Below are 452 nucleotides of genomic sequence, written 5' to 3'. Positions count from 1 at the left end.
CGGTCTGCTTCCCTCGTTAGATGGGTTGAGTCGGGGGGCGCTGCTCGGACCGGGGTGACCGGCCTCGGACCCGCCGACGGCCCCGGGGACGCGTCGGTCCCCGGGGCCCGTCGTGCGGACTACCAGCGGTAGTGGGCGAAGGCCTTGTTGGACTCCGCCATCTTGTGCATGTCCTCGCGACGCTTGACCGCTGCGCCGAGGCCGTTGCTGGCGTCGAGGATCTCGTTCATGAGGCGCTCCGTCATCGACTTCTCGCGACGCGCGCGCGAGTAGTCCGTGAGCCAGCGCAGCGCGAGCGTCGTGGCGCGCGCGGGGCGCACCTCGACCGGCACCTGGTAGGTCGCACCACCGACGCGGCGCGAGCGGACCTCGAGCGCGGGGCGGACGTTCTCGAGCGCACGCTTGAGGACGACGACCGGGTCGCCGTCGGTCTTCGCCCGGACGCCCTCGAG

Annotated in this window: 1 protein-coding gene; it reads right to left on the bottom strand. The window is 72.3% G+C overall.

The genetic code is table 11. The annotated features are described in order from the left end of the window. Window positions 1-119 precede the first annotated feature (119 nt). Window positions 120-452: 30S ribosomal protein S7 (gene rpsG, locus G3I78_RS48300; RefSeq protein ID WP_164436975.1), on the bottom strand; the 333-nt coding region annotated here is incomplete at its 5' end.

Origin of the sequence: Streptomyces sp. SID13726 (genome assembly GCF_010548375.1) — a bacterium.
Lineage (GTDB): Bacteria > Actinomycetota > Actinomycetes > Streptomycetales > Streptomycetaceae > Streptomyces.
Note: the sequence above shows the minus strand (reverse complement) of the source record. Positions and strands in the feature narration are given on the sequence as shown.